Source organism: Sulfitobacter mediterraneus (genome assembly GCF_003054325.1).
Taxonomy (GTDB): Bacteria; Pseudomonadota; Alphaproteobacteria; order Rhodobacterales; family Rhodobacteraceae; genus Sulfitobacter; species Sulfitobacter mediterraneus.
On the sequence record NZ_QBKU01000016.1, the window covers coordinates 56034 to 63591 of the forward strand.

At 60.3% G+C, this 7558-nt stretch carries 8 protein-coding genes; 1 reads left to right on the forward strand and 7 read right to left on the reverse strand.

The window, feature by feature from the left end:
- Window positions 1-10: 10 nt before the first annotated feature.
- From C8N31_RS19065 to C8N31_RS19095, 7 genes are all read right to left on the reverse strand, one after another.
- Window positions 11-1042, reverse strand: a complete 1032-nt coding sequence (locus tag C8N31_RS19065; RefSeq protein WP_025046876.1) for a phosphotransferase family protein — start codon at window positions 1040-1042, stop codon at window positions 11-13.
- Window positions 1043-1052: 10 nt separating this feature from the next.
- A complete protein-coding gene (locus tag C8N31_RS19070) occupies window positions 1053-1706 on the reverse strand; it encodes a histidine phosphatase family protein (RefSeq protein WP_025046875.1) in 654 nt (217 codons plus the stop codon).
- Window positions 1706-2719, reverse strand: coding sequence for an NAD(P)H-dependent flavin oxidoreductase (locus C8N31_RS19075; protein WP_420834942.1), 1014 nt, complete (start codon window positions 2717-2719; stop codon window positions 1706-1708). Before C8N31_RS19075 ends, C8N31_RS19070 begins: the two co-directional genes overlap by 1 nt.
- Before the next feature lie 82 nt (window positions 2720-2801).
- Entirely contained in the window at window positions 2802-3728 is a 927-nt protein-coding gene (locus tag C8N31_RS19080) for an SDR family NAD(P)-dependent oxidoreductase (protein WP_025046873.1), read from the reverse strand.
- Window positions 3728-4549 (reverse strand): SDR family oxidoreductase, encoded by an 822-nt coding sequence (locus C8N31_RS19085; RefSeq protein WP_025046872.1) that lies wholly within the window; start codon window positions 4547-4549, stop codon window positions 3728-3730. The genes C8N31_RS19080 and C8N31_RS19085 overlap by 1 nt, the downstream gene beginning before the upstream one ends.
- 2 nt (window positions 4550-4551) lie before the next feature.
- Window positions 4552-5667 (reverse strand): acyl-CoA dehydrogenase family protein, encoded by a 1116-nt coding sequence (locus C8N31_RS19090; protein ID WP_025046871.1) that lies wholly within the window; start codon window positions 5665-5667, stop codon window positions 4552-4554.
- Window positions 5668-5671: 4 nt separating this feature from the next.
- The gene (locus C8N31_RS19095) at window positions 5672-6850 is read right to left on the reverse strand and encodes an acyl-CoA dehydrogenase family protein (RefSeq protein ID WP_025046870.1); all 1179 of its coding nucleotides are present in this window, start codon (window positions 6848-6850) and stop codon (window positions 5672-5674) included.
- 136 nt (window positions 6851-6986) lie between these two features.
- Between C8N31_RS19095 and C8N31_RS19100 the strand changes: the two genes are divergently transcribed.
- The coding region (locus tag C8N31_RS19100; RefSeq protein WP_146173154.1) for an alcohol dehydrogenase catalytic domain-containing protein at window positions 6987-7558 on the forward strand (572 nt) is incomplete at its 3' end.

A 7558-nucleotide genomic window follows, 5' to 3' on the forward strand; every position in this document is an offset into this window, starting at 1 on the left:
ATGCATCGCTTTATCCCCGCTTCAGCGCATCCAGCCCGTGTTGCGCAAACACCGGCACATATTGCCCCAGCTTGATCGCTCTTTCAGGGTTGGACGCATTGCCGTCAATGGCGCGTTTCAGAACGCCCTGAATGATCCCCGCCATGCGGAAGAAACAAAACCCCAGATAATACCCGAAATGATCAATCCCGTTCAGACCCCGACGCGCGCAATAAGCCGCGATAAACTCCTGATCGCTGGGCAAGCCGAGCGCGGCGCGGTCCAGCCCGCCCATCCCGCGCCCTTCGGTGCCTGTGGGCATTTGCCATTGCATAATCACCCCGGCCAGATCGGCAAACGGGTGACCAATCGTGGACAATTCCCAATCCAGCACCGCACGGCATTGGGTGCCCGTTGCATCAAACATCATGTTGTCGATCCGGTAATCGCCATGCACCAATGTGCGCTGCCCGTCATCTTCGGGCCGCTCCGCCACCAGCGCATCCATCAATTGATCCATCGCCGGCACTTTTTCGGTTTCCGAGGCGCGATATTGCTTGGACCAGCGGCCCACCTGCCGCTCAAAGTAATTGCCCTCAGGGCCATAATCGGACAGCCCAACCGCATCAATATCCACCTGATGCAACGCTGCCAGAACGCGGTTCATCTCGTCGATGATGGCGCCGCGATCTGCGGTGCTGAAATCCGGCATCGCGGGATCAGTGATGTTGCGGCCTGCGACCTGCTCCATGATATAAAACGCCGATCCGATCACATCGTCGTCTTCACACAGCAGATACATCTTGGCGACTGGCACATCCGTGCCCGCCAGCGCCTTTTGCACCCGGTATTCCCGGTCCACCGCATGGGCCGATTTCAACAAGACCCCCGGCGGTTTGCGGCGCAGCACGTAATTGTCTTTGGGTGTGGTCAACAGGAACGTGGGGTTGGATTGCCCCCCCTGAAACTTTGTCACCTCGCTCAGCCCTGCAAATCCGGGCAGATGCTGTTCCAGATAGGCGCTGACCGCCGCTTGATCGAGTGTTTGTGTGTCCACGCTCATCCCCGTTTTTCTAACTATAGCTCAGCAGTTTTGCGCCCGCCGCAGAGGCAAAATGCGGTGTTGCGTTAAATTCATGCAACGAAAACATTGGCCCTGAAAACATAAATCGCGTCATTGCGGTGTTCTTGATCTGCAAGTTCAACTGCATCATCTGCCGCGCAGGCGCGCCAAGGGCCGTGGCTGTCATCTGGCCAATCACCCCGCCGGAACTGATCACCAAGACCCGCTTGGCCTGCGTATCCGTGGCAAATTCCCGCGCCGCCTCAACCCGTGCGGCAAAGTCGGCATAGGTCTCACTGGCCCCGTCAAAGGCCGCATCCTGCCAGTCAAAAACTGTCTCGCGCAGGGTGCGGAAATGGGTTTTGCGATCGCCTTTCACCACGTCCGGCACCTGCCCCTTGAACCGCGCGTTCAGCAGATCAGCAAAGTCATATTCGTTCAGCCCGGCATGTTCTTCTGCCGCGCCGCCGTCAAACCCCATCGAGGTCAATGTATCACGTTGCCGCTTTAGCGTGCCGGTGACCAACCGGTCCGGCACCCATCCACCATCGCGCAGCATCTGGCCCACCGCCGCCGATTGCGCATGCCCCAGATCCGACAACACATCGTAATTGTCCTGCCCAAAAGAGGCCTGCCCGTGGCGGATGACCAGCAGCTCGGCCACTAGGCGAACTCCGCCGCCAGCTTTTGACCCGCCGCCAGATATTCCGCTTCCATCCGGTCAACGATATCCCCCGCAGGCCCAACCGACTTGATCGCGCCAATCCCTTGACCAGAGCCCCAGATGGTTTTCCACGCTTTTGGCTTTTCGCGGTCTTGGCCAAAGTTCATCGAAGAGGCATCCGCCGTCGGAAGGTTTTGCGGATCCATGCCCGCCGCCTCAACCGACCCTTTGAGGTAATTGCCCCAAACGCCAGTAAAGAGCGAAGAATAAACGATATCTTCTGCGCCAGAGCCCACGATCATATCCTTGTAGCCCTGATCGGCATTGGCCTCATCCGTGGCGATGAACGGTGATCCGGTGTATCCCAGATCCGCCCCCAACGCCCGCGCCGCCAACAACGACTCACCCGTTGCAATCGCGCCAGACAAGGCCACCGGCCCGTCAAACCATTCGCGGATTTCCCGCATCAATGCAAAGGGCGACTGCGCCCCCGCATGACCGCCCGCGCCAGCCGCCACAGCCACCAAACCATCTGCGCCTTTTTCAATCGCCTTGCGGGCAAAGGTGTTGTTGATCACGTCATGCAAAACGATCCCGCCGCAGGAATGCGCCGCCTCGTTGACCTCCACCCGCGCACCCAGCGAGGTGATCCAGATCGGCACGTCATGTTTGGCACAAATCTCCAGATCCCGATCAAGCCGCCCGTTGGACCGATGCACAATCTGGTTCACCGCATATGGCGCGGCAGGGCGGTCCGGGTTGGCTTGGTTGTGGCGGTCCAGTTCTTCGCGGATCTGGGTCAGCCATGTATCAAGCAGCGGATGTTCGCCCTCCGCTTCCCGCGCGTTCAACGCCGGGAACGATCCGACAATGCCCGCCTTACACTGGGCGATCACCAATTCGGGCACCGAAATGATAAACAACGGTGAGGCAATCAAGGGAATGCGCAGCCCTTGCAGGGCTTTGGGTAAGTGGGAATCGTCACGCGGCATAGGGCCTCCGGCATCGTTCATGTTCACAGTCAAAGGGCGGGAAAATCCGCCCCGTTTGTTGGCAAATCGCATTACAGACGCAATGCGCAGGGGTCGCCAGCCATCACCATTCCAGCTTCAGCCCACGCGCCTTGGCCGCATTCAACGCATATTTGCGGGTCTGGCTAAAGGCATCGGTCATTTCCACATGCCCCGCCGGATCGGTGATCTGGTCAAACTGCGCCGCCACCGCCTCGGGTGTGTTGTCCTCATCCATCAAAGTGATGCCCGTGCTTTCGTAGACCTGCGTCTGTGAGAAACTCCCAGCCCCCGCACCAAGGATCACCCGGCTTGGTCCGTCCTCGCTCACCAGATAGAGCAGCCCCGGCGTGATCGTCTCGGGCGCCAGCAAGGCCTGCGCCTCGGCGGGCAGCAGATCTTCGGTCATCCGCGTCGCCGCCGTGGGGGCCAGCGTGTTCACCCGGATATTGTCCCGCGCCCCTTCCAGATGCAGCACATTCATCAGCCCCATCATCGCCGCCTTGGCCGCACCATAGTTGGACTGCCCAAAGTTGCCATAAAGCCCCGAGGCAGAGGAGGTCAGCACAATCCGCCCGTATTTCTGTTCGCGCATGATCGGCCAACAGGCATGAGCCACATTCGCCGACCCGATCAGATGCACATCCACCACCTTGCGGAAATCGGCCATCTCCATCTTGGCAAACGTCTTGTCACGCAGAATGCCTGCGTTGTTCACCACGATATCGATGCGGCCCCAGGCATCCATCGCCTGCGCGACCATATCCTTGACGCCTGCCTCGTCCGATACATCCGTGCCATGGGCCATCGCCTTGCCGCCCATCGCGCGGATCTCGGCCACCACCGCCTCTGCTGCCTCGGATGATGCACCGGACCCGTCCCGCGCCACGCCCAGATCATTGACCACAACCTTGGCCCCGCGTTCCGCCAGACCCAATGCATGCGACCGGCCCAAACCGGTGCCCGCACCCGTAACAATCGCAACACGTCCTTCAAACCTGATCTCGCCCATCAGTGCAGCGCCTGTTCAAAGATATTCGGCCCGCTCATCACGTTGATACCGCCACTGACCGGTATGATCGCACCGGTGATGTAACTGCCGCCTTGCCCGCACAGGAACAACATGCAGCCTGCGATATCCTCATCGCGGCCCACCCGTTTCAACGGCACATCGTCACCCACCTTGCTGCGCATATCCTCATCATGGGTCGCAAAGGCGGTCATGCGGCTGACAAACGGCCCCGGTGCCAGCGCGTTCACTGTCACATGATGCCCGGCCAACTCCTTGCCCAAGATACGGGTCATGTGATGCACCGCCGCCTTTGACATGGAATAGGAATAGGCACCGTCGCCCATCTCCCGTTCGCCCATGACAGAGCCGACATTGACCACCCGCGCCGGATCATCCGCCGAAGAAGACCCAATCAGCATCGGCAACAGCTTCTGCGTCAGATCAAACATGCCCGCCACATTGACGTTCATCACCTTTTCCCAGGCATGATGCGGAAACTGGCCCAGGGGCGCGCCCCAGGTGATCCCGGCATTGTTCATCAGGATATGCAGGCTGTCTGTGCGCGATGACACTTCGGCCACCAGCGCATCAATGCCCGCCTCGCTGCCGACATCGCCGACAAATCCGATTGCCTTGCCAGACGCCCCCAGCGCGTTCAGCTCCTCGGCCACCGCCGCGCAAGCGCCCTCTTTGCGGCTGGCCAGTAAAACCGTCGCCCCGGCACGGACCAAACCCTCGGCGGCCATACGCCCGATGCCGGTCGCGCCACCTGTCACAAGGGCGGTTTTGCCCTCAAGACCAAACAGACTGTTGATATCCATCCTCAGAATCCTCTCAATGCTGCGACCTGTTCGGCGTGATAGCTGTAATCACCCAGCCACTCCGCGCCAACCCGCGCCCGTTTCATATAAAACCCCATGTCAAAGGCATCGGTCATGCCGATCCCGCCATGCATCTGAACGCCCTCTTGCACCGCAAGCTGCGCCGTGGCCGTCGCCCGCGCCTTGGCCAGTGACACCGCCAGCGCGGCGTTTTCGGGATCATGGTCCAGCATCCGCCCCGCATGCAGGATCGCCGAAGCCGTCACCTCGATCTCGCACCACAGATGCGCCGCGCGGTGTTGCAGCGCCTGAAAGCGGCCAATCTCCATGCCGAACTGCTTGCGCTCTTTCAGATAGCCAACGGTCATGCCAAAGGCTCCCGCCGTCAGCCCCGACATTTCTGCCGCCAGTGCCGCCTGTCCCGCCTGAAGCGCGGGGCGCAGCACATCCATCGCCTGATCCACTGTGCCCAGCAGATCATCACCGGTCGCCTCGACATCCTCAAAAGTGATCCGCGCCGCATCGCGGTCGTCAATCATATTGCTGGCATCGCGGGTCACACCAGCGCGGTCTGCAGGAATGTCAAACAGGCTCAGCCCGTTGTCCGTCCGCGCCAGAACCAACAACCGATCGGCCAATCCGCCATCAACCACAAATTGCTTTTTCCCGGACAGGCGAAAACCGTTGCCATCCGATTTGGCCGTCATTTGCACCGCGTTAGGGTCGAATTTCGTCCCCTCATCCACCGCAAGTGCATAGGTCACATCGCCGGTCGCTATCTTGGCCAAGGCCGCCTCGGTCCGTGCATCACTGACCTGCCGCAGCGCGGTCGCGGCAATCACCGCCGTGGACAAAAACGGGCTGACCACCAAGGTCTTGCCCATCTCATGCGCCAGCACATTTGCCGCCGCCGACCCCATGTCAGATCCGCCCGCGCTTTCCGGAACCAGCACCCCGGCCCAGCCCATATCGGCCATCTTGTTCCACAGCGCTGCATCGTGGGTCTTGCCCGCATCGCGCAGATCCCGCAGCGCCTTCACCGGCGCTTCGCTATCCAGAAAACCGCGGGCACTGTCCGCCAGCATGGTCTCGTCTTCGGTCATCACTAGTTTTGCCATGTCTCTACCCCGGAAGTCCCAATACACGCCGCGACACAATCGACAGCATCACCTCGCTGGTGCCGCCCTCAATCGAATTGGCCTTGGTCCGCAGCCAGTCACCGGCGCGGTTGCCCAATGGTCCGTCCCATTCCAGCGCATCACTGCCGCCTGCATTCATCAACAGCTCATGCCGCTGTTTGTTCAGCTCGGTCCCCATGTATTTCAACATCGCAGAGGCATCACCGGCCCCCTGCCCCGCTTCGGATTGATCCTTGTACCGCTCCAGCGTCAGCCCGATGGCCAGCGCATCAATCTCGCAGCGCATCGCATCCGCGCGCAGGGTTGCATCGGTCAAACCGTCCTCACCCGCGCTTTCCGCCAGAATAGCACCCAGCTCCCGGCCCCCGCCCGACAGGCCAGCCCCGCCGCCAGAGATCATTTCACGCTCGTGGGTCAGCAGATATTTCGCCACATCCCAGCCGCGGTTTTCCTCGCCAACGATCTGGTGCTTGGGCACCTTCACATCCGAGAAAAACGTCTCGCAAAACGGCGAAATGCCCGAGATCATCTTGATCGGCCGCGTCTCGACACCCGCATCGTTCATATCAATCAACAGAAACGAAATGCCCTTATGTTTGGGCGCATCTGTGTCCGTACGGATCAGTGCAAAAATCCAGTCGGCCTTGTCCGCATAAGAGGTCCAGATTTTCTGCCCGTTGACCAGCCAGTGATCGCCCTGATCGGCGCCTTTGGTCTGCACAGAGGCCAGATCGGACCCCGCGCCCGGCTCTGAATAACCCTGACACCAGCGGATCTCGCCACGGGCGATGGGTGGCAAATAGTGCAGCTTTTGCTCATGCGTCCCAAAGTGCAGCAGCGCCGGGCCCAGCATCCAGATGCCAAAGCTCTGCAAAGGAGACCGCGCGTTGATCCGCGCCATTTCCTCGTGAAACACCTTTTCTTCTTCGCGGTTCAGCCCTGCGCCGCCATATTCCACAGGCCATGTTGGCACGGTGTAACCCTTGGCCGCCGCCCGCTCCAACCAGTCTTTTTGCGCAGATGATGAAAACGTCCATTGCGTCCCGCCCCAGCAAATCGCATCCTCGGACATGCCCCCGTCCCGCATCTCTTGGGGACAGTTATCTTCGAGCCAGCCGCGCAGCTCCGCGCGAAAGGCTTCTACGGTCTGATTGCCGCTCATTTTGATTTCCTCCCTTGGCACAGCGCAAGTCACGCTGCGTCAGTTCCGCATAGCAGAATTGCATTTCGAAATTTGATTGACAAGACGGAACGCTACGTCCCCTACTGACCGAAATTTCGGCAAAGGAGACGCCCCAATGAAAGCAATGCTAAGCAAAGAGGTCGGAGGACCAGAAACGCTGGTTTTGGAGGAATTGCCCACGCCAGAGCCGAAAAAAGGCCAGGTGCGCGTGCGCGTTCATGCCGCCGGTTTGAACTTTCCCGACACGCTGATCATCCGCGATATGTACCAGATGAAACCGCCCCGTCCCTTTGCGCCGGGCGGTGAAATCGCCGGCGAGGTTGAGGCGCTTGGCGAGGGGGTGACAGAGGTTGCCGTGGGCGACCGCGTGCTGGCGCTCACCGGTTTTGGCGGTTTTGCCACCCATGTTTTGGCCGACGCCAAACAGGTCATCAAAATCCCCGACGCCATGCCCTATGAGGAGGCCGCCTGCCTCATCCTGACCTATGGTACCTCCCATCACGCTCTCAAGGATCGCGCCGCGATCCAGCCGGGCGAATCCCTGTTGATCCTCGGTGCCGCAGGCGGTGTGGGTGCCGCCGCGATTGAACTGGGCAAAGCCGCAGGCGCACGGGTCATCGCCGCCGTATCTTCCGAGGAAAAAGCGCAGTTCTGCCGCGATCTGGGTGCTGACGAAACACTGGTTTA

Coding starts and splice junctions, on each gene's coding strand:
- C8N31_RS19065 (WP_025046876.1), bottom strand. CDS start 1,042: ATGAGCGTGGACACACAAACACTCGATCAAGCGGCGGTCAGCGCCTAT.
- C8N31_RS19075 (WP_420834942.1), bottom strand. CDS start 2,719: ATGAACGATGCCGGAGGCCCTATGCCGCGTGACGATTCCCACTTACCC.
- C8N31_RS19080 (WP_025046873.1), bottom strand. CDS start 3,728: ATGGGCGAGATCAGGTTTGAAGGACGTGTTGCGATTGTTACGGGTGCG.
- C8N31_RS19085 (WP_025046872.1), bottom strand. CDS start 4,549: ATGGATATCAACAGTCTGTTTGGTCTTGAGGGCAAAACCGCCCTTGTG.
- C8N31_RS19090 (WP_025046871.1), bottom strand. CDS start 5,667: ATGGCAAAACTAGTGATGACCGAAGACGAGACCATGCTGGCGGACAGT.
- C8N31_RS19095 (WP_025046870.1), bottom strand. CDS start 6,850: ATGAGCGGCAATCAGACCGTAGAAGCCTTTCGCGCGGAGCTGCGCGGC.